General features: G+C 74.9%; 25 protein-coding genes. 13 read left to right on the top strand and 12 right to left on the bottom strand.

Translation table 11 applies throughout. From position 1 onward, the window contains the following. Positions 1–5: 5 nt before the first annotated feature. Positions 6–935 carry a DMT family transporter gene (locus tag OZ948_11745; GenBank protein MEB2345404.1) on the bottom strand — a complete coding sequence of 310 codons (930 nt, stop codon included), beginning with the start codon at positions 933–935 and terminating at the stop codon, positions 6–8. Positions 936–1,043: 108 nt separating this feature from the next. Here OZ948_11745 and OZ948_11740 point away from each other — a divergent pair, with 108 nt between their 5' ends. From OZ948_11740 to OZ948_11720, 5 genes are read left to right on the top strand one after another with little or no spacing between them, the layout of a single operon-like run. Beyond that, positions 1,044–2,549: a PLP-dependent aminotransferase family protein gene (locus tag OZ948_11740; protein MEB2345403.1), complete on the top strand. Its 1,506-nt coding sequence runs from the start codon at positions 1,044–1,046 to the stop codon at positions 2,547–2,549. Next, entirely contained in the window at positions 2,546–3,001 is a 456-nt protein-coding gene (locus OZ948_11735) for a hypothetical protein (GenBank protein MEB2345402.1), read from the top strand. Before OZ948_11740 ends, OZ948_11735 begins: the two co-directional genes overlap by 4 nt. After that, the gene (locus tag OZ948_11730) at positions 2,998–3,564 is read left to right on the top strand and encodes a carboxymuconolactone decarboxylase family protein (protein ID MEB2345401.1); all 567 of its coding nucleotides are present in this window, start codon (positions 2,998–3,000) and stop codon (positions 3,562–3,564) included. The genes OZ948_11735 and OZ948_11730 overlap by 4 nt, the downstream gene beginning before the upstream one ends. A 55-nt stretch (positions 3,565–3,619) precedes the next feature. Beyond that, a complete protein-coding gene (locus OZ948_11725) occupies positions 3,620–4,531 on the top strand; it encodes an alpha/beta hydrolase (GenBank protein MEB2345400.1) in 912 nt (303 codons plus the stop codon). Next, a complete protein-coding gene (locus OZ948_11720; protein ID MEB2345399.1) occupies positions 4,528–5,199 on the top strand; it encodes an alpha/beta hydrolase in 672 nt (223 codons plus the stop codon). Before OZ948_11725 ends, OZ948_11720 begins: the two co-directional genes overlap by 4 nt. A 7-nt stretch (positions 5,200–5,206) precedes the next feature. Here the strand turns inward: OZ948_11720 and OZ948_11715 are convergent, their stop codons facing one another. The 5 genes from OZ948_11715 to OZ948_11695 all read right to left on the bottom strand — a co-directional run bounded on the left by OZ948_11715 (position 5,207) and on the right by OZ948_11695 (position 8,903). After that, a complete protein-coding gene (locus OZ948_11715; protein ID MEB2345398.1) occupies positions 5,207–5,548 on the bottom strand; it encodes a hypothetical protein in 342 nt (113 codons plus the stop codon). Further along, positions 5,548–7,059, bottom strand: coding sequence for a CSLREA domain-containing protein (locus OZ948_11710; GenBank protein ID MEB2345397.1), 1,512 nt, complete (start codon positions 7,057–7,059; stop codon positions 5,548–5,550). Before OZ948_11710 ends, OZ948_11715 begins: the two co-directional genes overlap by 1 nt. Before the next feature lie 14 nt (positions 7,060–7,073). Further along, positions 7,074–7,481, bottom strand: coding sequence for a GFA family protein (locus OZ948_11705; protein MEB2345396.1), 408 nt, complete (start codon positions 7,479–7,481; stop codon positions 7,074–7,076). Between the two features lie 159 nt (positions 7,482–7,640). Then, the gene (locus OZ948_11700; GenBank protein MEB2345395.1) at positions 7,641–8,336 is read right to left on the bottom strand and encodes a haloacid dehalogenase-like hydrolase; all 696 of its coding nucleotides are present in this window, start codon (positions 8,334–8,336) and stop codon (positions 7,641–7,643) included. A gap of 87 nt (positions 8,337–8,423) precedes the next feature. Next, entirely contained in the window at positions 8,424–8,903 is a 480-nt protein-coding gene (locus tag OZ948_11695) for an isoprenylcysteine carboxylmethyltransferase family protein (GenBank protein MEB2345394.1), read from the bottom strand. Between the two features lie 114 nt (positions 8,904–9,017). Here OZ948_11695 and OZ948_11690 point away from each other — a divergent pair, with 114 nt between their 5' ends. Continuing rightward, positions 9,018–9,572: a hypothetical protein gene (locus OZ948_11690; protein ID MEB2345393.1), complete on the top strand. Its 555-nt coding sequence runs from the start codon at positions 9,018–9,020 to the stop codon at positions 9,570–9,572. A 6-nt stretch (positions 9,573–9,578) separates the two neighbouring features. Here the strand turns inward: OZ948_11690 and OZ948_11685 are convergent, their stop codons facing one another. Continuing rightward, positions 9,579–10,727 (bottom strand): acyl-CoA dehydrogenase family protein, encoded by a 1,149-nt coding sequence (locus OZ948_11685; GenBank protein ID MEB2345392.1) that lies wholly within the window; start codon positions 10,725–10,727, stop codon positions 9,579–9,581. Between the two features lie 108 nt (positions 10,728–10,835). Between OZ948_11685 and OZ948_11680 the strand changes: the two genes are divergently transcribed. Both OZ948_11680 and OZ948_11675 read left to right on the top strand, forming a co-directional pair. Next, positions 10,836–11,702, top strand: a complete 867-nt coding sequence (locus tag OZ948_11680; protein MEB2345391.1) for a hypothetical protein — start codon at positions 10,836–10,838, stop codon at positions 11,700–11,702. A 130-nt stretch (positions 11,703–11,832) separates the two neighbouring features. Further along, complete coding sequence (locus OZ948_11675) at positions 11,833–12,108, top strand: hypothetical protein (protein ID MEB2345390.1); 276 nt, start codon at positions 11,833–11,835, stop codon at positions 12,106–12,108. Between the two features lie 21 nt (positions 12,109–12,129). On the opposite strand, the gene OZ948_11670 is transcribed toward OZ948_11675, so the two are convergent. The 4 genes from OZ948_11670 to OZ948_11655 form a co-directional block, all read right to left on the bottom strand. Beyond that, the gene (locus OZ948_11670; GenBank protein MEB2345389.1) at positions 12,130–12,480 is read right to left on the bottom strand and encodes a hypothetical protein; all 351 of its coding nucleotides are present in this window, start codon (positions 12,478–12,480) and stop codon (positions 12,130–12,132) included. After that, positions 12,477–13,001, bottom strand: a complete 525-nt coding sequence (locus OZ948_11665; GenBank protein MEB2345388.1) for a peroxiredoxin — start codon at positions 12,999–13,001, stop codon at positions 12,477–12,479. Before OZ948_11665 ends, OZ948_11670 begins: the two co-directional genes overlap by 4 nt. Before the next feature lie 143 nt (positions 13,002–13,144). Next, the gene (locus tag OZ948_11660; protein ID MEB2345387.1) at positions 13,145–14,383 is read right to left on the bottom strand and encodes an ATP-binding protein; all 1,239 of its coding nucleotides are present in this window, start codon (positions 14,381–14,383) and stop codon (positions 13,145–13,147) included. Positions 14,384–14,480: 97 nt separating this feature from the next. Then, positions 14,481–16,430: an AMP-binding protein gene (locus OZ948_11655; protein ID MEB2345386.1), complete on the bottom strand. Its 1,950-nt coding sequence runs from the start codon at positions 16,428–16,430 to the stop codon at positions 14,481–14,483. Between the two features lie 106 nt (positions 16,431–16,536). Between OZ948_11655 and OZ948_11650 the strand changes: the two genes are divergently transcribed. Beyond that, on the top strand, positions 16,537–17,049 hold the full coding sequence (locus tag OZ948_11650; GenBank protein ID MEB2345385.1) for a DUF1043 family protein: 513 nt from the start codon (positions 16,537–16,539) through the stop codon (positions 17,047–17,049). Positions 17,050–17,108: 59 nt separating this feature from the next. Here OZ948_11650 and OZ948_11645 read toward each other — a convergent pair whose 3' ends face one another. Further along, positions 17,109–18,614 (bottom strand): alpha/beta hydrolase, encoded by a 1,506-nt coding sequence (locus tag OZ948_11645; GenBank protein ID MEB2345384.1) that lies wholly within the window; start codon positions 18,612–18,614, stop codon positions 17,109–17,111. A 75-nt stretch (positions 18,615–18,689) separates the two neighbouring features. Between OZ948_11645 and OZ948_11640 the strand changes: the two genes are divergently transcribed. From OZ948_11640 to OZ948_11625, 4 genes are all read left to right on the top strand, one after another. Beyond that, positions 18,690–21,104: a glycerol-3-phosphate 1-O-acyltransferase gene (locus OZ948_11640; GenBank protein MEB2345383.1), complete on the top strand. Its 2,415-nt coding sequence runs from the start codon at positions 18,690–18,692 to the stop codon at positions 21,102–21,104. 134 nt (positions 21,105–21,238) lie between these two features. After that, positions 21,239–21,976 (top strand): ABC transporter ATP-binding protein, encoded by a 738-nt coding sequence (locus tag OZ948_11635; GenBank protein ID MEB2345382.1) that lies wholly within the window; start codon positions 21,239–21,241, stop codon positions 21,974–21,976. Next, positions 21,973–22,737 (top strand): ABC transporter permease, encoded by a 765-nt coding sequence (locus tag OZ948_11630; GenBank protein MEB2345381.1) that lies wholly within the window; start codon positions 21,973–21,975, stop codon positions 22,735–22,737. The genes OZ948_11635 and OZ948_11630 overlap by 4 nt, the downstream gene beginning before the upstream one ends. Next, positions 22,734–23,705, top strand: coding sequence for an ABC transporter substrate-binding protein (locus tag OZ948_11625; protein MEB2345380.1), 972 nt, complete (start codon positions 22,734–22,736; stop codon positions 23,703–23,705). Before OZ948_11630 ends, OZ948_11625 begins: the two co-directional genes overlap by 4 nt. Positions 23,706–23,712: the final 7 nt, after the last annotated feature.

Genomic DNA, 23,712 nt, shown 5'->3' with positions numbered 1-23,712 from the left:
GGGACTCAGCGGAGGCGCCGGCCGCCGAGGGAGATCAGGAGCGAGCCCGCGACCACCGCCGCCGCGCCCGCCCAGCTCGCCGGCGAGAGGGACTCGGGCACCGCGCGGCCGGGCAGCCAGTGCGCGGCGAGAGCCGAGCAGGCGAGCGTCGCGAGCGGCGTGAGCGCCAGGACCGCGGAGACACGCGACGCCTCCCAGTGTTGGAGCGCAGCCGCGAACGCACCGTAGGCCACCAGCGTGTTGAGCGCGCAGAACGCGAGCAGCGCGGCGCCCGCCGCCGACACGCCGAGCAGCACCGCCGGCTTCGCCCACGGCCAGAAGAGGAGCGCGCAGCCGGCGTAGATACAGAGCATCACGCCCTGCGACGAGAGCGCCCGGAGGAGCTGCTTCTGCGCGAGGCCGTAGCCGGCCCAGGTCACCGCGGCCACGGCGATCCACGCCACTCCGGACAGGTAGCGCCCGAGCTCGCGCCCGAGGCTCGCGAGCTGGCTCGCGAAGAAGCCCGCGAGCCCCGCCACGATCGCCGCGAGCCCGAGCCCCTGCAGGCGCGTGAAGCGCTCGCCGAAGACGGCGACCCCGCCGAGCGCGAGCAGCAGCGGTCCGGCCTGGATCAGCACCTGGGCATTGGCGGGCGTCGTGTGCGCGAGTCCGAGCAGGAAGCCGACGTAGTTGCCGGCGAGCCCGGCCGTCGCCAGCGCCAGCAGCCAGCGCCCGCCCGCGTCGAGCGCGCCGAGCCGCGGCAGCTCTCCCCGCGCCGCGAGCCACGCTCCGAGCAGCAGCGCCGCCACGACGAAGCGGAACCAGATGAGCGTGAGCGCGTCGACGCTCCGCAGCACGGCCTCGAGCACCAGCGGCAGCACGCCCCAGAGCGCCATCGTCGTCGCCGCGAGGGCGAAGCCGAGGCCGGACCGGCCGCTGGCGCGATGGAGCTCCATGATCCCGGGGGCGGATAGCAGACCCGCCGCCCGACGCGCGGATTGGCCCTCTCGATTGGGGCCACATTGGACCCTGACGATCCAGATTGGCTCCCATATGCTGGCCCCGTGCTCGACCTCCCGTTCCGCCCCGATCCGCGCAGCGAGGCGCCCGTCTACCGGCAGCTCGCGGAGTACCTGCTCGGGCTGATCGACGCCGGGAGGCTGCGGCCGGGCGAGCGGCTGCCGGCCTCGCGCGAGCTCGCCGCGGCGCTCGGGCTCTCGCGCAACACCGTGAGCCGTGCGCTCGACGCGCTCGCCGCCGCGGGACTGCTCGACGCGCAGGTCGGTCGCGGCACCTTCGTGGAGCCGCGCGCGCGCCGGCTGCGCGACGCGGCCCAGGGCCGCCCCGCATCGGATCCCGGCCGCTCCCTCGCCTGGCCCGCCCTGCTCTCCGCACGCGCCCGCGGCCTGCGCCCGCCGGCCGACCTCGCCCGCGGCTTCGCGCCGGGCGCGCCGCGCTTCGACTTCCGCCCCGGCCGCGCCGACGCCGCTGCGCTGCCGATCGCCGCGCTCCAGGGCGCCTGGCAGCGCGCGCTCGGCCGCCTGCCCGAGCAGGTGAACGCGGTCGATCCCTTCGGGCACGCGCCGCTGCGGGCGGCGCTCGCGAGCGCCCTCGGCGCGCGCGGCATCGCATGCAGCCCCGACGAGATCCTCGTCACCGGCGGCGCCCAGCAGGCCTTCGACCTGATCGCGCGCGCGCTCGTCGAGCCGGGCGACGCCGTGGCGCTCGAGCAGCCGGGCTGGTTCGGCGCCGCACTCGCCTTCCGGGCGGCCGGCGCGGACCTGCTCGGGGTCTCCGTCGACGGGGAGGGGCTGCGGGTCGCCGAACTCGAGCGGCTGCTGCGCGTGCGCCGGCCGAAGCTCGTGGTGACGACGCCCGCCGTGCAGATGCCGACGGGGGTCACGCTCTCCGATGCGCGGCGCGAGGCGCTCCTCGCCCTCGCCGACCGCGCCCAGCTCCCGATCGTCGAGGACGACTTCGACGGCGAGCTGCGCCTCGCGGGCCCCGCGCGCCCCGCGCTGAAGACCCTCGACCGCGGCGGCCAGGTGCTCTACGTGGGCACCTTCTCGAAGGCGCTCTTCCCCGGCCTGCGCCTCGGCTACCTGGTGGCGCCCCGGCCGCTCCTCGGCCGGCTCGCGACCCTGCTCTTCGCGAGCACGCTCCAGGCGCCGCTCGTCGAGCAGCTGGCCGTGACCGAGCTGCTCGGGAGCGGGCTCCTCGAGCGGCACGTGCGGCGCGCGCGGCGGCGGCTCGGCGAGCGCCTGCGCGCGCTCCGCGACGCGCTGGCCGCGAGGCTTCCGGAGGCGCGCGTGTGCGAGCCGGCCGGCGGCACCTGCGTCTGGGTCGAGCTGCCTCCCGAGACGGACGTGGCCGCGCTCGCGGCTGCGTGCGGCGCGCGCGGCGTCGCGTTCGCGAGCGGCGCGTCGTGCCGGTTCGACGGCGACGGGGCGCCCGCGCTGCTCCTCTCCTTCGCCGCGCTCGACCCCGACGCGATCCGGGCCGGCGTCGGCGAGCTCGCCGCCGCGCTTCGCCCGCAGCTCCCGCCGCCCGCCCGCAGGAGGACCCGATGAGCCCCGCACGGCGCCCCGGCGCTCCGCCTGCGCAGGCCGTCCTCCGGCGCGATCCCTGGCCCTGGATCCTCGGCGCGCTCGCGCTCGTGACCGCCGCCAATGCGCTCTGGATGCTGGCCGCGCCGCTCCACTGGTATCACGAGCTGCCGGCCGACGTGCCCGCCACCGGCCCCTTCAACGAGCACTTCGTGCGCGACATCGGCTGCGCCCTCGCCGTGGTGGCGCTGGCCTTCGGCTGGGCTGCGCTGCGGCCGGCGGTGCGCGTGCCGCTGGTTTCGATCGCGAGCGCCTTCCTGGCCGCCCACGCCGCGCTGCACGCGTTCGACTCCTGGCGCGGCTACCTGCCGGCCGGCCACTGGCGCCACGACGTCGCCAGCGTGTACGTGCCCGCGGCCGCCGGCATCGTGATCACCATCGCCCTGCTCCGCGCCCGACCGAGGAGGACCCCGTGACCCGCCCGCGACTCGACCCGATCGAAGAGCCCCCCACCCTGCTCGCGCGCATCGCCACGATCCTGATGCGCCGCCAGCTCGGCAAGGTGATGACCCCGGCAAAGGTGATCTACAACCGCGTGCCCCGCATGTACAACCTCGCCTGGCAGCTCCTGCGGCTCCAGCGCGAGGGCCTCGAGCTCGCGCCCGAGCTGCGCCTGCTCGTGCAGGTGTGGGTCGCGATGCTGAACCGCTGCACCTTCTGCGTCGACATCGCCAAGGCGATGGCGGTGCAGGAGCGGATCCCGCTCGAGAAGTTCCACGCGCTGCCCGAGTGGCGCACGAGCCCGCTCTTCTCCGACCGCGAGCGGGCCGCGCTCGCCTACGCCGAGGAAGCGACCCGCCACAAGCAGGTCGACGACGCCACCTTCGCCACCCTGCGCAAGCACTTCCGCGAGCGGGAGATCGTCGAGATCACCTTCCTGAACGCCCTCGAGAACTTCTACAACCTGATGAACCTGCCGCTCGGGATCGAGGACGACGGACTGTGCGCGATCGCAGAGGAGCGCCGGCGCCGGAGCTGACCGCGGGCGCGGCGCCCGCTAGAGTGCCGCCCGCCGCGCCCGGGAGAGCCCCAGCTTGCCGACGACGCCCCCCTACCCCGGCGCACGCGCGCCCGACCGCCGCCGCGACGTGGACGCCGCCGGCCTGCGCATCGCGGTCTGGGAGTGGGGCGACGCGGCCGCGCCGCCGCTCCTGCTCGCGCACGGCGGCTTCGACTTCGCGCGCACCTTCGAGGTGTTCGCGCCGCTGCTCGCGGACGGCGGCTGGCGCGTGGTGTCGTGGGACCAGCGCGGCCACGGCGACTCCGAGCACGCGGCGCTCTACAACTGGGACGCCGACGCCCGCGATGCGCTCGCGGTCCTCGACACCATCGGCCGCGACCCGATCCCCTTCGTCGGCCACTCGAAGGGCGGCTCGGTGCTGATGCACCTGGCCGACGCCTGCCCGCACCGCGTCTCGCGGCTCGTGAACATCGACGGCCTTCCCTCCCGCCAGCGCGCACCCGACGTCGCGGAGCACGAGCGTTCGAAGCTGCTCGCCTCGGAGCTCGCCGGCTGGCTCGACCACCGGCGGCAGGCGGCCGGCAAGGAGCGCAAGCCGGCCGCCACGCTCGACGAGCTGGCGCGGCGCCGCGGGCGCATGAACCCGCGCCTGTCGATCGAGTGGCTGCGCCACCTGGCGGCGATCGGCGCGCGCCGCGATCCGGACGGCTTCCGCTGGAAGCTCGACCCCACCATGCGCTTCGGCGGCTTCGGCCCCTGGCGCCCGGAGTGGGCGCTCCAGCGCCTGCCCGCGATCGCGGTCCCGATGCTCGGCTTCCTCGCCTCGGTGTCGGAGCCGATGGGCTGGGACACGACCGAGGAGATCCTGGCGCCGCACCGCCCCGCGAACGCCGTCTTCCACACCGTTCCCGACACGGGCCACTTCCTCCACATCGAGCGCCCCCGCGAGATCGCGGAGCCGGTGCTGCGCTTCCTCGCATCGTGACGTCGCCGATCGAGCTTCGACACGCCAAGGTGACGCTCGCGCTGCACCCGTTGCGCGAGCCGCGCGCGGCGGGCGCACGCCCGCTCCTGCTCCTGCACGGCCGCGGCGAGCGCACCCTCGCGCGCCACGCCGGAGCCGCCGAAGCCTGGCCCGGCGCGATCCTCGGCCTCGACTTCACCGGCCACGGCGCCTCGACGCTCCCGCGCGGCGGCGGCTACACCGCCGAGATCCTGATGGCCGACGCCGACGCCGCGCTCGCCCACCTGGGGCCCGCGACGTTGCTCGGCCGCGGCCTCGGCGCCTACGTGGCGCTGCTGCTCGCGGGCGCACGTCCCGAGCGGGTGCGCGGCGCGATCCTGTGTGACGGCCCGGGCCTGGCCGGCGGCGGCCCGCGCCCCACCACGCCGAGCATCCCCTGGCCCGCCGAGCGCCTCGACGGCGGCGCACCCGACCCCTTCGCGCTGGTCGACCTGGCCCGCGACGTGCGGCCGCCCGACTACGCGACCAGCTTCGCGCGCCAGGCGAGCCAGCTCTCCGGCCTCGAGCGCCCGCTCTCGGTCTGCTCGCTCGAGCGCCCGGACTGGCTGCGCGCGGTCCTCGACGAGCCGGGCGTCGCCGACACCACGCTCGCCGAGGCGCTGGCACACTACGGGAACGGACTCCGCTAGCGCGGCGCTAGGGCTCGCGCGCGGGTGCGTCGAAGGCGGAGAAATCGGGCTTCGTCGCGAAGCGCACCGGCAGGCGCGCTTCGGCGATCGCCTGGACGACGGCCATCGCGCCCGGCGGCGGGTCGGCGCCCGGGTTCGGCCGGTAGTACCAGACCTCGCCCTTCGCAGCGGCGAGCGTGCGGAAGGCCTCGCGGAGCTCGGGCAGACTCACGGGACGGCCGTCGAGGCGGATCGCGCCCGCCTCGGAGAGCGCCACCTTCGCGACCGGCCGGCCCTGCGCGAGGCCGGCCGAGCCCGCCGAGAGCAACGCCACGGCGAGCAGCGCCGCGGCCGCGCGCGCGAAGCGCATCAGCCGGCGCGACCCGCGCGGCGGCGCAGCAGCTCGAGCGTGCCCACGGCGGCAAGCGATGCCGCCGCGGCGCCCGGCTCGGGCACGGTCTCGAAGGCGCCGACGTCGCAGGGCGAGCGGCGCGTGTAGCCGCGCTGGTCGCGCTGCGGGCAGGACGGGACGTAGCCAGCGCCGATCGCCGGGCTTCCCTCGAGCAGGGCGATCGTCTCGGTGGGACCGCCGTTGTCGGCGAGCGCGTCGGCGAGCCCGGGGTCGCCGACGCCCGACTGGTCGCCCGGCAGGCCGAGGCCGCAGGGGCTCGCGTCGTCACTGAGGTTGCCGCCGCCCACGCTGGCAATCCCGACCTGGCCGGACGGGCTCGCGCAGTTCGCCGACGCGCCGGCCCCGCCCGCGATCAGCGTGTTCGCGAGCTGCGCGGGATTCACCTGCGCCTCACCGTAGATCTGCGACCCGGTCGGCGCCGTGTTGTAGGCGATCGTCGAGGCGACGATAAAGGTGCCGTCGCTCGCGTCGTCGCCGGCCAGCAGCGCGTGCGCGACGCCGCCGCCGCGGCCGGTGCCGGCGATCTGGCCCAGCCCCTCTGCAAAGGAGGCCACGGCCTCGTTTCCGGTGACCGTCGAGTTCGTGAGGCGAAGCAGTCCGCCGGCGTTGTAGATCCCTCCGCCCACGCCTTCGAAAATCGAGAGGCCCGCCGGATCCCCCGCCAGGTTCCCGACGATCGTCGAGCGCTCCACCGTGAGCTCGGCCGCCGGGTTCGGGCGGCTCTGGTTGTCGATGTTCATGATGCCGCCGCCGGTCGAGAAGAGCGCGACGTTGTCGCGGATCGTGGACTCGACGACCGTCATCGTGGCCTGGATGTCGAGGAGCCCGCCGCCCTGGGCGCCCAGCGCCTCGGAGCCGGCGACGTTCCCGGCGATCTCGCAGCGCGTGATCGTCGCCATCGCCGGCGGGTTGGCGCTGGCGCCGCCGAGCGCGATGCCACCCCCCCCTCCGAGCGCGACGTTGCCGCTCACCCGACAGTCATGGATCGCGAGCGTGCCGCCGAGCACCACGATGCCGCCGCCCTGTGCGAACTCGCCGGCCCGGCCGCCCGTGATCGTGACATCGCCGAGGGTCAGATGGCCGCTTTGGGCGACGGCGAGCACGCGGTCGACGCTGGCGGCCTCCGGCGCGGGGCGCGCGTCGATGACCGTGGTGTCGCGGCCGGCGCCGGCAATCGTGAGCGTCCGCGACACGACCAGGTTGCCGTCGGCGCCCGTTCCGAGCCCGTTGCCGAAGCGCTCCGGGTCGCGCGGGATCGACAGCCGGTAGGTGCCGGGCGCGAGGTCGATGCGGTTGCTCGTGTCCTGTAGCTGGTTGGCCGCCAGGATCGCCTCGCGCAGCGAGCAGTCCGCGTCGCACTGGCCGTCGGCCGAGTCGGTCGTCTTGGTGACGGCGAACACCGCTGCGTCGCTCAGCGGCACGACGGCGAGTGAGGCCGCGACCAACAGCGCGAGGCGCCAGGCCGACATCCCGAGCGCCACGCTCAGCCCGGGGCGCGCTCGAAGGTCGCGACGCCCTCGGGCACGTGGTGGAAGCTCTGCTTGTCGATCGTGTAGATGACCATCTGGGGCGCGCCGTAGACGCCCGGGTCGTCGAGCGTGCCGACCTTCAGCAGCACGGCGCCGGGCACGCTCGGCGCCCGTCCCAGGATCTGGGTGCCGCACTCGCCGCAGAACTCGCGCGTGACGGGATTCGGGAGGTCCTTGCGGGTGAAGGCCTTGGGCACCCCCTTCGTGTACCGGAAGGTCGCTGCGGGCAGGCCGATCACCGCGTTCGGGTGTCCGCCCGAGAAGTACTGGCACTCCCGGCAGTGGCACTGGCCCTTGAAGAGCGGTGCGCCGCCAGCCTCGAAGCGCAGTGCCTTGCAGTAGCAGCCACCCTCGAAGGCCATGGATCCCTCCTCGTCGCGCGAGAGCCGGGCGCCGGCGGTCGCGGCTCCCTGACTCTCGCGTTCCCGGCGATGGCGTCAAGCGCCCGAGCCACCCGATCGCCTCGAACCCCGGGTCCCGGGGAGCGCCGGCGGGCCTGGCGACGGGCACGCGGCGAAGCGTCACCGCCAGCGCAGCACGCCCGGCGGGTGCTCCAGCTCGCGGGCCGCCTGCGCCAGGGTCCAGCGGGTGGGTTTCACGAGGAAGCCCTCGCCGGCGTGCCGCAGCAGCGGGAGGTCCGCCGCGCTGTCGGTGTAGACCCAGCGCCAGGGCGGCGGGAAGCCGCGGGCGCGCAGCATCGTCACCTTGCGCTCGCCGAAGCAGTGCTCGCGGGCGGTCATGCCGCCGCCCCAGGGACGCCAGCTCGAGCCGACGATCGCGAGGTCCTCGAGACCGAGCGCTTCGCAGATCGCGCGCGCCAGCTCCTCCAGGGCGCCGGTCGCGATCACGACGCGGTGCCCGGCGCGCTGGTGCTCGCGCAGCCGCGCGAGGCCCTCGCGGTGCGCGAGCGCCCCGGGGTCGCGTGCGAGGTGCGTCACGTGCTGGCGCAGCTTGCGGGTGAGGCGCTCGCCGTCGAGACCGAGCGTCGCGAGCCAGACCAGGGTCAGGGCGGGGATGCCGCGCGTGCGGCGCAGCGGCACGAGCGGCGCGAGCACCGGCGAGAGCCCGAGCGCAGCGGCGATCCGCCACCAGTCGCGCTGCAGGAGCCGCCGCGCGAACGCCGCGAACGAGTCGTGCCGGATCAGCGTGTGATCGAAGTCGAAGAGCGCGACCGGCGCGGGCGCTGAGACCGCGATCCCTCCCGCGGAGTCCTCCATGGCGCCTCAGTCACGGTCGGGCGCGCCGGGCGGGAACAGGGAGCGGAGGGTGGGCGTAGAGTGCGAGCGGCACCTCCGGGGCTCCTCTCACAGCCAGCGCCGGACGCGACGCTTGTAGCCAAGGTAGGCCTCGCCGAACTTGGCTTCGAGGTAGGCCTCCTCCGGGAGGATCGCGAGGCGCTGGAGCAGCCAGGCGACAAGCGGAACGAGCAGCAGGATCCACCCGTTCGCGAGCAGGATCGCGAAGCCGGCGCAGACCAGGACCATCTGCAGGTACATGGGGTTCCGGGTGAGGCGGAAGGGGCCCCGCTCGACGATCTCGGTCGTGGGCCTCCACGGGTTCTCGCTCTGTCCGCCGCGGCGGAAGAGCGACACCGACCAGGCGCCCAGGCCGGCGACCGCCCCCACCACGATCCCACCGCCGATCCAGTAGCACGCAGGCGCCGGCAGCACGGAGCCGAGGTCGAGGGGCCAGAGCCGGTCCAAGGCGACGCCTAGGAGGATCGCGAGCAAGGGCACCGCGGGGGGGAAGATCCGGACCGCGGCGGCATCTCGTCGTTCCCTCATGGCGTCGCCCTCCGAGCGGAAACCTCCAGCATAGAGCGGCCCCTCCGGGTTTCCGGTTTCCTTCCCGGCAGCGCGGGGGTAGGCTCGGGGGGTCGATGCCGGAAGGAGGCCGTCATGGTCCCGCGCTGCATCGCCCTCGGCCGTGCCGGGCTGCTCGCCGGTGCGCTGCTCCTGCCCGCGGAGGCCCTCGCGCAGGAGGCCGTCCCGCCCGTGGAGGACCCGTGGTCGGGCACCTATCGGGTGACCGGCCTCACGGTCGACCAGAAGAGCGGCGACACCCGACGCATCGAGGGCCACGTCGTCCTGACGCGCAGGGGCGGCCAGTGGATCGCGGCGGCGGAGCTGAACACGCAGTACCCGACCCTCGGCGGGCCCGTCCACACCGACGTGATCGGAAACGGCGACGGTGAGCTCCGGGGCGGGCGGCTCGTCGGCACGGCGCACACCCAGCTCGTGATCCAGACCGTGCCGGGCGTCGACACCGATTTCGCCTTCATCCCGCGCGTGGTCGGGCCACGGCTCGTCTCGGACTGGACGGCGCGCTTCGAGAGCGACGGCTCGCTCGCGATCGAGCTCAGCAACCGCGGCGAGGAGGGCGAGGAGTACGTGCCCACCAAGACGACGCTGCGGGGCAAGCGGGTCGAGATGCCGGCCGAGAAACGCGACTAGCCCGGCTCAGCCGAGCCCCAGCCGCCCCGCGATGATGCGCTTCATGATCTCGTTGGTGCCGGCGTAGATCGACTGCACGGCGGCGTCGGCGTAGTCCTGCGAGATCGGGACCTCGCGCATGAAGCCGTAGCCGCCGTGGAGCTGGAGGCACTCGGCGGCGAGCCGCTTCTGGAGGTCGGTGGTCCACCACTTGGCCATGCTGACCTCGGTGACGACGTCGTCACCACGCACGTGCGCGGCCAGCAGGCGGTCGACGAAGGCGGTGCCGATCTCCGTCTCCGTCGCGAGCTCCGCCAGCTTGAACTGGGTGTTCTGGAATGCGGCCAGCGGCTGGCCGAAGGCCTGGCGCTGCTTCACGTAGTCGAGGGTGTCGGCGAGCGCGCGCCGGCACGAGGCCATCGAAGAGACCGCGATGCTGAGCCGCTCCTGCTGGAGCGCCTGCATCAGCATCCGGAAGCCCTGCCCTTCCTCCCCGAGCAGGTTCGAGGCCGGGACGCGGCAGCGCTCGAAGAACAGCTCGCTCGTGTCCTGGCCCGGGAGGCCCAGCTTGTCGAGCTTGCGGCCCTTCGTGAAGCCGGGCGTGCCGGCCTCGACGAGCAGCAGCGAGATCCCGCGGCGCGCCGGTTGGGCGTCGGGGTCGGTCTTCGCCACCACCACGAAGAGGTCGCCGATCTGCCCGTGCGAGATGAAGGTCTTCGAGCCGTCGAGCACGTAGGCGTCGCCGTCGCGAATCGCGCGGGTCTGGACGTTCGCGAGGTCCGAGCCGGTGCCGGGCTCGGTCATCGCCACCGCCATCAGCACCTCGCCCGTGATGCAGCCCGGCAGCCAGCGCCGCTTCTGCTCGGCGCTCCCGAAGTCGCGCAGGTAGGGCACGCAGATGTCGGCATGGAGCGAGAACATCAGCGCGTGGGCGCGCAGCCACGCGAGCTCCTCCATGATGATCGCGTCGTAGAGGAAGTCCCCGCCCGCTCCGCCGTAGGCCTCGGGCTGGTTGCAGCCGAGGAAGCCCTCGGCGCCCATCCGCCGCCAGGTCTCGCGATCGGGCATGCCGGCCGCGTTCCAGCCCGCGATCTTCGGCTCGATCTCCTTCTGGGCGAAGCGCCGGAACTGCTCGCGGAAGAGCTCGTGCTCCTCGCTGAAGACTTCGCGCCGCATGGGGAGTCCTCCTGCCGGGGTCCGCGGAACGCAGGCTAGCGGAACGGCCCCCGCTCCGGCGTGCGGGACGCCCGCAGCCGCGAGGGCATCTGCTAGGGTGCCGGGCGCATGCAGCCGATCCGCGTCGATCGTGTCCAGCTCGTCGCCCTCGACCGCGCCGCCGCCGCCGCACGCTGGCGCCGGCTCTTCGACGCCGAGGTCGTACGGGAGGACCGGGTCGCCTTCCTGGCGGCCACGCGCACGGTGCTGCGGGTGGGCGAGAGCGAGCTCGAGCTGCTCGAGGCCGACGGTGTCGGCGCGGTGGCCCAGCACCAGGCCCGGGTCCGCAGCGCGGTGTTCGCGGTGGGCTTCGCGGTCGAGGACCCGGCGGCGGCAGCGGCCTCGCTCGAGGGCCGCGCCATCCACCACGTGATCGACAACGGCCAGATCCACCTGCGCGGCGAGTGGATCGGCGTGCCGGCGCTGCGCGTGGTGCTGACCCGCGACGAGCCGCGCCCGCCCGCCGGGCTCCTCGCGCGCGTCTACGAGGTGACCCACCTGATGCGCGGGCACGCGCGCGCCGCCGCGCGCCTCGCGAAGGTCTTCGACCTCGACCCGGGCGGCTTCGTGCCGATCCGCTCCCCGGAGTTCGGCTACGAGGGCACGCTCACGATGCTCCGGCCCGGCCGCCTCGACCGGATCGAGACGGTGACGCCCTTCGACGCGAAGCGGCCGATGGGGCGATTCTTCGCGCGCCAGGGCCCCAGCTTCTACATGTTCTACGCCGAGGCGCGCAACGCGGCTGCTGCCCGGGCGCGCCTGCTCGAGTGCGAGCCCGGTGCCTACACGGGCCCGCGCGGCGATCGCGAGCCCGACAACTTCTGGGTGCACCCGCGCGCCCTCGATGGCGCGCTGCTCGGCGTGTCCCGTGAGAGCTTCGCCTGGACCTGGTCGGGGCATCCCGAGCGCGTGCGGCCGGCGCGCGACGCTGCGTAGGGCGCGCCGCAGCGGGCGGCGCGCCGGCAGGACCGGGGTCGCACGCCGGGGAGGCGCGGCGGGATCCCGCCGCGCCGGGATTCAAGCCCCGGGCCGATCCGCCCGATCCGTGCGGGTGGGAGGATCGGCGATGGTCCGGATGCGCGCTCGACTGGCAGGGCTCCTGCGGCGCCGCAACGCGCCGCCCGCGCCGTCCTCCGATCCCGGCGCCGCCGCGCGCGAGGCCCGGATCGCGGCAGCGCACACCCGCGCCTGGGGAGCACGGCTCGCCGAGCGCGCCCGCAGCGAGGGTGCTCGCACGGCGATCGTGGCCGCCCTGCTCGCGACCGAGCAGGCGTCGGCGTGCCAGGAGGCGCGCGCCGGGGCCCTGCAGCGGAGCGGCGGACGGCCGCCGCTCCTCCACTAGTCCCCGGCGCGTTCCGCCCGCTCAGCCCGGTGGCGCTGCCCGCTCGAGCCGCGCGACGAGCCGCTCCACCCCGGAGCCGGCGAAGCGCTTCACGATCTCCCCGTTCACGTAGATCACGTTGAAGGGCAGCTCGTCGAGCTCCGCCAGCCACGGGTTCGCGCGCTTGAAGGACACGAGCCCCGGCTTGTCCAGCAGCACCTTGCCGAAGCGCACGTGGCGCCAGCGCTCGTCGCCCGCCAGCAGGCCTTGCAGCTCCTCGGTCCAGCTCGCGCACGCCGGGCAGTCGCTCTTGCCGATCATCAGCACCGCGACCGGAGCTGCGACGAAGGCCTCCCAGCTCGATCCGTCGATCGCTTCGAGCCGCTCGCTCATGCCGCGAAGCTGTCGCCCTTCTTCCAGTCGGCGCCGCACAGCCCGCCGCTCTGGAGGGCCTGCACCGTGCGCAGCGCCTCGGCGGGGCTGCGGCCGGCGGAGAGGTCGTTCACGACGACCGAGCGCACGATGCCCTTGTCGTCGACGATCACCGTCGCGCGATAGGCGATGCCCTGGTCGTCCTTGAGGACGCCGAACGCCTTCGACACCGCGTGGTTGGTGTCGGCGATCACCGGGTGCGTGATCTCCTGCGGGAAGATCTTGCGGTCGGCGAACCAGGCCTTGTGACTGAAGAACGAATCGGTGGAGACGCCGATCACCGCGATCTTGTCGTCGGAGAAGTCCTCGAGCAGGGACTGGAAGCCCTTGATCTCGGTGGGGCAGATGAAGGTGAAGTCGAGCGGGTACCAGTAGAGGACGTGCCACTTGCCCTTGTAGTCCTTGCTCGAGACCTGCTTCTCCTGGCCCTTCAGGTAGGCGGTGGCGGTCCAATCGGGCGTGGGCTTGCCGACCAGGGTCATCCCGGGTTCTCCTCGCGCCGGTTGGGGTCGTGCTTCCGGCGCCGGCGCAGTGCGCACGGAAGCGACGTGGAAGGAATGGGCACTCTACCTGTTCGATCGTCTTTTGTCCAGATCAAGACAGAGTCTTGATCTCCCCATTCCTTCTAGGCGTGAAGGATCGCCCTTTTGGGGAAATCATGGCGCACCCGATGCGGCCCCGGCGCGCCGCGGCCGAGGGCGCGCTCGATCCGCGGCAGGCAGAGCGACGGATCGCGCGAGGTGTCCACGACGAGATGCTGCTCGCGCGGCAGCTCCCGGAGCGGCTCCCAGCTCGCAAGCAGCCGTTCGCGCAGCGCCAGCCAGTCCCTCGCCGGGCGACCCTGCCCGCGCGCGCGCTCCTCGAGACGCCGGCGCGTGAGCGCGGCGTCGGCACGGCACTCCACGAAGAGGAACTTGGCACCGCGCTCGCCGGCCAGCGAGCGCAGCGCGTCGCGCTGCACGCGGCGCGCGAAGCAGGCGTCGACGACGACGGGGCGCCCCGACGCCAGGACCTCGGCGGCACGCTGTCGCATCTCGGCGTACGCCGCCTGCTGCGCCTCCGGCTCGAGGCCCGCGAGGCCCCCGGCGCGCGCGGCGTCCGCGGAGGCGACCGGGGCTCCGCACGAGGCCGAGATGCGCGCGGCGAGCGTGCTCTTCCCGCTCGCGATCCCGCCCGCGACCGCGACCACGAAGGGCTCCCGCGCCGGGGCTGCGAGCTCGGCCGGCGCCGCGAGCAGGCGCGCTGCCGCGGCACGCGCGGGATCAGCGCCCGCGGCGGCGGCAGCGAGGACGCGCTGGCTCGCCAGGAGCCCGGCGAGGGCGAGGTACGCGTCGAGCACGCGGTAGAGCGAGAAGTCGCCGGTCCGTCCGGCGTAGCCGCCGACGAGCCGGAGAGCGAGATCGGCGCGGCCGCGCGCGGCGAGCTCGAGGGCGAGGGTCGCCACGTCCTCGCAGGGATCGCCGGCCGCGCTCCTCGCGGGCGCTCCGAGCTCGGCGCGGCCGGCGGGATCGACGTGGATCTCCTCGCAGGCGAGCCGCCCGTGGAGCCGGCGGGGGGCGTCCCGGCGCGCGGCGAGCGCGGCGCCCGAGGCCTCGACCGCGGCCTCCAGCGCCCGCTCGCACGCCCCGGCCGCGGCGCCGAGCGAGGGTGCCAGCTCCGCCACGCTCGCGCGCGCGAGCGCGCCCCGCTCGGCGAGCGAGGACGCGGGAACGGGCGTGCAGCCCGCAGCCGCGTGGAGCGCCGCCAGCGCCTCGACGAGCCCCGCGAGCTGGGCGGACTCGACGCGCCCCTGGGCGACCCGCACGTCGAGCCGGTCTGCGATCCAGGGGGCGTGCGGCGCGGAGGGGTTCGCGTCGGAAGGCATGATCCTCTTCCCCTGCCACGGGGACGACGGCTCGCGCAGCCCGCGAGCCGACACGACCCGAGCTTCGCCGATGCTCGCGGCGTGACGAGGCGCGGGATTACGAACGCGTTGCATCACCCGCAGGGCCGCCGGCGTCCGCGTGCGGGCCGTCGTCCCGAGCGTAGCCGGCGCCGTGCAGCGCGGCGCGGATCTCGTCGAGCACCGCCGGGTCGTCGATCGTCGCGGGCGCGCTCCAGGGCCCGGCGTCGGCGATCCGCCGCATGGTGCCGCGCAGCACCTTGCCGGAGCGCGTCTTCGGCAGGCGCGGCACCACGAGCACCTGGCGCAGCGACGCCACCGGCCCGATCTCCCGGCGCACGGCCTCGACGAGCTCGCGCTCGACGTCGGCCGGCGGACGCCCGAGCGCCGTCGCCTTCAGGACCGCGAGCCCGAGCGGAAGCTGGCCCTTCAGCGCGTCGGCGACGCCGATCACTGCGCACTCCGCGACGTCGGGATGGCGCGCCAGCACCTCCTCCATCGCGCCGGTCGAGAGCCGGTGGCCGGCGACGTTGATCACGTCGTCGGTGCGGCCCATCACCCACAGGTAGCCGTCGGCGTCGAAGTAGCCGCCGTCGCCGGTGGCGTAGTGGCCCGGGAAGCGCTCGAGGTAGGAGCGCACGAAGCCGTCGTCGTCGTTCCAGAGCGTCGGGAGGCATCCGGGCGGGAGCGGGAGGCGCAGCGCGATGTGCCCGGCCGCGCCGGGCGGCAGCTCGGCGCCGGCGTCGTCGAGGACGCGCACGTCGAAGCCGGGCACGGGCTTGGTCGGCGAGCCCGGCTTCACGGGCAGCGGCGCGAGCCCGAGACAGTTCGCGGCGACCGGCCAGCCCGTCTCGGTCTGCCACCAGTGGTCGATCACCGGCACGCCGAGGATCCGGCCCGCCCACTCGACCGTGTCGGGGTCCGCGCGCTCGCCCGCGAGGAAGAGCGCCCGCAGCCGAGGCAGCGCCACGCGGTCGACGCGGGCGCCCTCGGGGTCCTCGCGCTTGATCGCGCGGATCGCCGTCGGCGCGGCGAAGAGCGTGTCGACGCCGTGCTGGGCCGCGACGCGCCAGAAGGCGCCGGCGTCGGGGGTGCCCACGGGCTTGCCTTCGAAGAGGATCGTGGTGCAGCCGAGCAGGAGCGGCGCGTAGACGATGTAGGAGTGCCCGACCACCCAGCCGACGTCGCTCGCCGCCCAGAAGGTCTCGCCCGGGCGCATGCCGTAGACGTGGCGGAGGCTCCAGGCGAGCGCGACGGCGTGGCCCCCGTGGTCGCGCACGACGCCCTTCGGCTTGCCCGTGGTGCCGCTCGTGTAGAGCACGTAGAGCGGGTCGGTGGCGGCGACCGGGACGCAGCCGGCCGGTGTCGCGCCGGCGACGAGCTCGCGCCAGTCGAGGTCGCGGCCCGGGCGCAGCGGCCAGCGGAGCTCCGGGCGCTGCAGCACCACCACGCGCGCGGGCGGAGACGCGGCGCGCTCGAGCGCGCCCTCGACGAGCGGCGCGTAGGCGAGCGTGCGCGAGGGCTCGAGCCCGCACGAGGCCGTCAGCAGGAGCTTCGGGCGCGCGTCGTCGATGCGGGCGGCGAGCTCGCGCGCGGCGAAGCCGCCGAACACCACCGAGTGGACCGCGCCGAGGCGGGCACAGGCGAGCATCGCCACCACCGCCTCGGGCACCATCGGCATGTAGACGAGCACGCGGTCGCCGCGGTGCACGCCGAGGCCGGCCAGCGCGCCCGCCAGGCGCGCGGTCTCGTCGAGCAGCTCCGCGTACGAGAGCACCCGCACGGCGCCGGTCATCGCGCTGTCCCAGACCAGAGCGGGCTGCGCGCCACGGCCGGCCGCCACGTGGCGGTCGAGGGCGTTGTGGCACGTGCTGGTGACGCCGCCCGGGAACCAGCGCACGAAGGGCGCGCGCGCGTCGTCGCGCACCCGTTCGAAGGGGTGGAACCACTCGATCGCCGCCGCCGCCTCGGCCCAGAAGCCGTCCGGATCCGCGAGCGAACGGGCGTGCAGCTCTTCCTGGCTTGCCATGACCCCTCCCGTCGAGGACCACGAGGGTAGACGGGCCGCGTCGGGATCTCCCCCGACGGGCGCGGGATGCTAGGATCGGCGCGTTCCACCGACGGGAGACGACGCCTTGGAAGCCCCCCTCTTCTCGGATCCGATCGCCCTCGGGATCGCCGCGATCGTCCTGATCGGCGCGTTCCTGGTCGGCCTCGCGATCGGCCGCCGCCGCTCGCGCGACGCCGTCGAGCGCGCCCGCGAGATGGAGGACCGCCTCCAGCTCGCCGAGGACGAGATGAACCGCTACCGGAACGAGGTCTCCGACCACTTCGGGCAGACCTCGAAGCTCCTGCGCGACCTGACGCTCCAGTACCGGAGCGTCTACGAGCACCTGGCCGAGGGCGCCCGCACGCTCTGCCCCGAGGCCGGCACGCTGCTGCCCGGCAGCCTCGCCGAGGCGGCGCTCCCCGCCGAGGCCTCCGAGCCTCCGCGTACGAACGGCGCCGCCGCGCCGGCCGCCGACGACGCGCAGCTCGACCTGCTCGAGCACACCGACACCTGGCACGAGGAGGCCGGCGCCGGGCGCGAAGCGCTCGAGCCGCTCCTCGACGAAGAGCTCGAGGCGGCGGAGCAGCGGCCGGCCTAGCGTCCCCAGCCGGCAGCGACGGCTCGAGACCTCGACGGCGAACCTCCGACGAAGGACGGCTAGCGGGCCGCCGCGACGAGCCCGCTCTCCCGCAGCGCGTCCTCGACGAAGCGGCGCACGGGGGCGTGCAGGCCGAAGGTGCAGTGGGCGCCCGGGTACCAGTGGATGGCCGGGCGCTCCCAGTGGCGCCAGAGGTCGCGCACGTGGTCGGGCGGCACGAGCTGGTCGGCGCTGCCGCCGAAGACGAAGCGCCGCTCGCGCGCGAGCTTCGGCTGCAGCACGAGCGGCGAGACGACCTTCTTGAGGTCGGTGGTCTCGCCGAGCCCGATGCCGGCCTCCTCGGCCCGGCGCAGCGAGTCGGCGGGACCGTGCTTCCACGAGAGCCGGGCGAAGTCGGTGGCCGGGATGCCGGCGATCCCGCACGCGAAGCCAGGCTCGAGCGAGCTGACGAGCGCCGTGCTGTAGCCGCCGAGCGAGAGGCCGTAGACGCCGACCGCCGCCGCACCCTGCGCGCGCACCCACGACACGATCCGGCGGACGTCCCAGGCGGTCTGCGCGAGCGCGTGCACGGTGTCGAGGAGTTCCCCCGAGAGGAAGCCGTCGCCCGACATGCGCCGGATCCGACGTGGCCCGTGGACCGGGAGCACCGGCATCACCAGGTTCAGGCCCAGCCGATCGTGCAGCCAGGCCGGGCGGAAGGCACCGAAGTCGACCAGCGGCGTGCCCATCTGGTAGCCGTGGATGCAGACGAGCCAGGGCCGGCCGCCGCCGTCGCCGCCGTGGCGCAGCACCCAGGCGTGCGCCGTCCGGCAGGGCGCGTAGGAGAGCCAGCGCTCGCGGCCGGGCTCGTCCGGGTGCGGCTCGTAGCCGCTGTCGAACGAGAGGTGCTCGAAGGCGACGCCGCGCGCCCGGCTGCGCTCGAGCGCGGGCTTCTCGAGCGCCGGAGGCTCGCGGTGATACGAGGCGGGGTCGGCCACCCAGCCGCGCTCCGCGAAGAGGGCGAGCGCCGCGCGCACCTCGGCGGCCACCCGCTCGCTGCTGCCGCGCAGCGCGCGTGCGGGCGCGGTCAGCGTCATCTGGCTCAGCACGGCGGAGTCCACCGCCACCTCGAGCGACGTGCGCAGGGTGTGCGGAGGCTGCGGGACGTCCTCCCAGGGCTCGAGGAGCCGCAGGCCGAGGTGGCCCACCGCCCAGGCCGAGGCGAAGGAGAGCGCGCCCAGCACGGCGGCGCCGCCGAGCCCGAGCCACAGGATCGCGAGCGGGGTCGTGACGAGGCCTGCCAGGGCGCCGAGCGCACCGAAGTGACGCTCGCGCGGGTCGCCCGGCCAGAGCAGGTTCGAGACGCCCGACGCCGTGAGCAGCAGGCCCGCCGGCGCCGAGCACAGGAGGGGAAGCGTGCCTGCGCCGGCGCCCCAGGCGAGCCAGAGCAGGCCCGCGGCGACGAGGACCCAGGCCTCCTGGCGCCAGAACGGACGCTCGCGGTCGATCGCGCGCACCGTGCGGCCGGCGGCCGCCTCCGCGGGGCTGGCGTTCTCCTGCTCGTGTCGCGCTTCGCGGGCGGCCATCGCGTCCCTCTCCCGTCGTCCCGCGCCGACGATAGCGCCCGGCCGCCGGCGTCGTCCTTGCGATAGGATGGCGGCGTGCCCGACCACGCTCTCGAAGGGGAAGCGCTCTGGCCCGCGGCGGGCGCCGCCGGCTCGGGGCGCCGCGTGGTGCTGCTGCTCGACGCCGCGACCCCGCTCGAGCGGCGCCTGCTCGAAGGCTGGATCGACCGCCATCGGCCGGCCGACACCGGCGGCGGCACGCCGGGGACGGACCTGCTCGCGCTGCCACCCTCGCGCCGGCGGCGCCGGGGGCGCCGGGGGCCGCCGGGCGGCCCCGATCCGCGCATGGAGGCGCTGCTCTCCGAGGGCGACGACCCGCTGCTCGCGCCGCTGCGCGTGATCTGGCTCGCGCCCGAGCGGCCGGACGGCGATCGCGCGGTCACCCTGCCCCAGCTCCTGACGAGCGGCGACCCGCACGACCCGGGACCGTGGCGGCAGCGCTGGATCCTCGCCCGCGCGCGCGAGCGCTGCCGGATCGTGGCCGGTGAGCCCGCGCCGCTCTCGGAGCTGCGCGAGCGCTGGCTCGCGGCGGGCGGCGCCGGGGCGGCCGAGACCAGCGGGCTGTGCGAGTTCGTGATCCGCCAGGCGCACCTCGCGCTCGAGCGCAGCGAGCGGCGGCTGCGCGGCGCCCGCTACAAGGTCCCACGCCTGGTCCACGAGGACATCCTCGCGCGCCCCGCCTTCCGGGGCGCGCTCGCGCGCCTGGCGCGCCAGCTCGGGCGCTCCGAGGACGCGGTCGCGCGCGAGGCGTCGCGCGACCTGCGCGAGATCGCCGCGGCCACGAGCCCGATCATGGTCGACCTCGCCGACCAGCTATTCCGCTTCGTCTACACGCGCGGCTACGACGCCGAGCTGCGCTACGACCGCGCCCGGCTCGAGGAGATCGCCGCCCTCTCGCAGCGCCACCCGGTGGTGTTCCTCCCGAGCCACCGCTCCAACCTCGACCACCCCGTCCTGCACGCGATGCTCTACGAGAACGGGCTCCCGCCGAACCACACCGCCGGCGGCATCAACATGAACTTCTTCCCGATCGGGCCGCTGGTGCGGCGCGCCGGGGTCTTCTTCATCCGCCGCTCCTTCAAGGACGACGAGGTCTACAAGCTGGTCCTGCGCTCCTACGTCGACTACCTGATCGAGAAGCGCTTCTCCCTCGAGTGGTACGTCGAGGGCGGGCGCTCGCGCTCCGGCAAGCTGCTGCCGCCCCGCTTCGGGCTGCTCGCCTACGTGGTGGACGCCTACCGCCGCGCGCGCAGCGACGACGTGTTCCTGATCCCGGTCTCGATCGCCTACGACCAGATCCAGGACGTCGGCGACTACGTGGCCGAGCAGCGCGGGGCCGCCAAGGAGCGCGAGGGCTTCGGCTGGTTCGTGCGGCTCGTGCGGCGCATCCAGCGCGAGGGCCGCATCCACATCCGCTTCGGCGAGCCGCTCTCGCTCGCCAAGGCGCTCGGCCCTCCCGACCCGGGCGCCGAGCCGAACCCCGACGAGGAGAGCCTGGCGCTCCAGAAGATCGCCTTCGACGTGTGCGTCCGGATCAACGACGCGACGCCGATCACCCCGGCCTCGCTGGTGACGCTGGCGCTGCTCGGCGTCGGCGACCAGGCGCTCACGGTCCCCGAGACGGTGCGCTCGCTCGAGCGGATCCTCGAGTACGTGGAGCGGCGCGAGCTGCCGGCCGTTGGCGACCTCGAGCTGCGCACGCCGGAGGGGGTGCGCTTCGCGCTCGAGGAGCTGGTGCGCACGGGCGTCGTCGAGCGCTTCGACGAGGGACCCGAGGCCGTCTACCGGATCGGCGCGGACAAGCACCTGGCCGCCGCCTACTACCGGAACACGGTGATCCACTTCTTCGTGACCAGCGCGATCGCGGAGCTCGCGCTCCTGCGCGCGGCCGAGGAGCACGCGGGCGATCGCCGCGCCCGCTTCTTCGACGAGGCGCTGGCGCTGCGCGACCTGCTCAAGTTCGAGTTCTTCTTCCCGGAGCGCGAGCGCTTCGTGGCCGACCTGCGCCGCGAGGTGGCCTTCCACGACGCCGACTGGGAGCGCCGTCTCGACGAGGGGCCCGAGGAGATCTTCGCGCTGGTGCGCCGCTTCCGGCCGCTGTCGTCGCACCGGGTGGCGCGGCCCTTCCTCGAGTCGTACCGGATCGTGGCCGACGCGCTCGAGCTGTGGGGTGTGGAGCGGCCGCTCGAGCGAGGCGAGTTCCTCTCGCGCTGCCTCGCGCTCGGCCGGCAGTACGTGCTGCGCCGGCGCATCCACTCCGCGGAGTCGGTCTCGAAGAGCTACTTCGAGACGGCCCTCAAGCTGGCCGACAACCGCCGGCTGCTGGCGCCGGACGCGCCGCTCCTGGCGGCGCGGCGCGCGGCCTTCGCCGCCGAGCTGGCCGGCGCCGTGCGGCGCATCGACGCGGTCGACGCGCTGGCCGCCGCGCGCCGCTCGGGCATCGTCGCCTGAGCGCTTTCTTGACGGCCCCGCGCGCGCTGGCTACCCCGGCGCCCATGCAGGGAGAGGACGGCCCGGGGCTCGCGGTGTCGCTTCGCGGCGTCCACCGGACCTTTCGCAGCGCGAGCGGCGATGCGGTCGAGGCCATGGCGGGCGTCGACCTCGAGGCCGCGCCCGGCGAGTTCGTCGCGCTGCTCGGACCGTCGGGCTGCGGCAAGTCGACACTGCTTCGGATCGTCGCAGGGCTCGATCGCCAGGACGCCGGCGTGGTGCAGGTCGGCGGGCACCCCCCTGCGCTGCGGCCCGGCAGCGAGCATCCCAAGCTCGCCTTCGTGTTCCAGGACGCACACCTGCTGCCCTGGCGCGACGTGCTCGGCAACGCCGCGCTGCCCCTCGAGCTGCTCGGCCGGCCCGCCGCCGAGTGCCGGGCCGCGGCCCGCGCAGCGATCGAGCAGGTGGGGCTCGCCGAGGCCGCCGGCCGGACGCCGGCCGAGCTCTCGGGGGGCATGCGCATGCGCGTGTCCCTGGCCCGCGCGCTGGTCACGCGCCCGCGCCTGCTGCTGCTCGACGAGCCCTTCGCCGCACTCGACGAGATCACGCGCCAGGACCTCGACGACCAGCTGCGCACGCTCTGGGCGGCCACCGGCACCACGGTGCTCTTCGTCACCCACTCGATCGGGGAAGCGGCCTTCCTGGCCGAGCGCGCGGTGGTCCTGACGCAGCGTCCGGCGCGGGTCGTGCTCGAGCACCGTATCGACCTGCCGCCCGAGCGCTCCGCGGCGCTGCGCGCGGACCCGCGCTTCGCTCGGGAGACGGGCGTGCTGCAGGACGCCCTGCGCCGGGGCAGCGAGGGGACCGATCCGCCGCCGAGCGCCCCGCGATGAGGCGCATCGGGGAGCGTTTCGGTCCGCCTCTCGCCACCTTCGTCGCGACGATGGCCGTGGCCGAGGTGGTGGTGCGCACGACGGGCGTGTCGCCGCTGCTCGTCCCGGCTCCCTCCGCGGTGGCGCGCGCGGCCTGGAGCCAGGGCGGAATCCTGTGGCCGGCGCTCGCCGCGACGACCGGGGCCGTCCTCGTGGGCCTGGCGACGAGCGCCGCCGTGGGCATCCTGGCCGCCGTGGCCCTCGCCACCTCGCGCTGGGTGGAGCGCGCCTTCTACCCCTACGCGATCTTCTTCCAGATCGTGCCGATCGTCGCGATCGCCCCGCTGCTCGTGATCTGGTTCGGCTACGGCCGCCGGGCCGTGATCGCGGCGGCCTTCATCGTCTCGGTCTTCCCGGTGATCGCGAACACGCTGGCGGGCCTGCGCTCGGTCGACCCCGCCTTGCGCGACCTCTTCCGGCTCTACGGCGCCGGGCGGCGCGCGCGGCTGCTCGCGCTCGAGCTGCCCTGGGCGCTGCCCGACGTGCTGACCGGCCTGCGCGTGGCCGCGGGGCTCGCCGTGATCGGCGCGATCGTGGGCGAGTTCGTGGGCGGTGGCGGGCTCGGCGTGGTGGTGCTCGAGGCGATGCGCCAGCAGCGCACCGACCTGGTGTTCGCCGCCGTGCTCCACGCCTCGCTGCTCGGGCTCGCGCTCTTCGCCGCCGTCAACGGGCTCGCCCATCTCCTCTTGCGGCGCTGGCACGTCTCGGAGGTCGTCTCGTGAAGCGTCCCGGATCCTGGCTGCTCGCCGCGTGCCTGCTCGCCGGCGCGGTCGCCTGCTCGGGCGGCGAGCCGGCGGATGGCGCGCTCTCGATCGCCCTCAACTGGAAGCCGGAGCCGGAGTTCGGCGGCCTCTACGAGGCGCGCCGCGCGGGCGCCTTCGCGCGGCGCGGCCTCGTCGTCGAGATCACCGGGGGGCCCGGTGCCCCGGTCGTGCAGATGGTCGCCTCCGGGCAGGTCGCCTACGGGATCGCCGCGGCCGACGAGGTGCTGATGGCCCGCGACCGCGGGACCGACATCGTGTCGGTGTACGCGACCTACCAGACCAACCCGCAGGGCATCATGGTACGCGCGAGCCGCGGTCTCGGATCGCTCGACGAGCTCTTCGACGGCGAGCCCGGAACGCTCGCCGTCGAGCCGGGGCTCTCCTACGTCCAGTGGTTCCGGAATCGCTACGACCTCTCGCGGTGGCGGATCGTTCCCTACACCTACAGCATCGCGCCCTTCCTCTCCGATCCGAAGCTCGCCCAGCAGGTCTTCGTCACCTCCGAGCCGATCGCGGTCCGGCGCGAGGGCGTCGAGCCGACGGTGTTCCTGATCGCCGATTCGGGCTTCGACCCCTACGCCGCGGTCGTGATCACGCGGGGGGACCGGGTGCGGGAGCGCCGCCGCGAGGTGGACGCCTTGGTCGCCGCCCTGCGCGAGGGCTGGCGCGGCTACCTCGACGACCCCGGGCCCACCAACGCGGAGATGGGTCAGCTCAACCGCGAGATGGACGCCGAGACCTTCCGCCTCGCTGCCGCGGCGCAGGCCCCGCTCGTCGAGACCGCCTTCACGCGCACGCACGGACTGGGGGCGATGTCGCTGGAGCGCTGGACGCAGCTCGGCAAGCAGCTCCGCGAGCTCGCGCTGATCGACAAGGAGCCGGTACCGCAGGCGTGCTTCGTGGTGCTCGAGGGCGGCGCGCGGTAGCGGAGCG

It is taken from the genome of Deltaproteobacteria bacterium (genome assembly GCA_035063765.1).
In the GTDB taxonomy this organism is placed as follows: domain Bacteria; phylum Myxococcota_A; class UBA9160; order UBA9160; family PR03; genus CAADGG01.
The sequence above is the reverse complement of the archived record's forward strand: the minus strand, read 5'-3'. Positions and strand labels throughout refer to the sequence as shown.